At 59.8% G+C, this 400-nt stretch carries 1 protein-coding gene; it reads left to right on the forward strand.

Translation table 11 applies throughout. The features are described from left to right. The coding region (gene trbF / locus EOA22_RS37380) for a conjugal transfer protein TrbF (RefSeq protein WP_348629536.1) at positions 1-400 on the forward strand (400 nt) is incomplete at both ends.

Here is a 400-nt window from a genome sequence, read left to right on the forward strand (position 1 = left end):
CTCGTATGGCAGTCGATGCAAAGCCGTGTCGTGCCTTATGTCGTCGAGGTCGATGGCTTCGGCGAGACGCGCGCCGTCGCGCCGGCGATCCGGAATTATGAGCCCTCGGATGCTCAGATCGCCTGGCATCTCGGCCGCTTCATCCAGAATGTCCGTTCCGTTTCCACCGATCCGGTTTTGGTACGGCAGAACTGGTTGGCAGCGTACGACTTTGCTAGCGATCGCGCAGCGCTCTTCCTCAACGAATACGCCAAGGCGAACGACCCCTTCGGTCAGATCGGAACGCGCAGTGTTTCGGTACAGGTCACCAGCGTGGTCAGAGCCTCCGAAAGTTCATTCCAGGTCAAATGGACCGAGCAGGTGTTTGAGCGCGGAAGCCTTGCCAGCACGATGCGCTGGA

Source organism: Mesorhizobium sp. M7A.F.Ca.US.014.04.1.1 (assembly GCF_003998745.1).
In the GTDB taxonomy this organism is placed as follows: domain Bacteria; phylum Pseudomonadota; class Alphaproteobacteria; order Rhizobiales; family Rhizobiaceae; genus Mesorhizobium; species Mesorhizobium ciceri.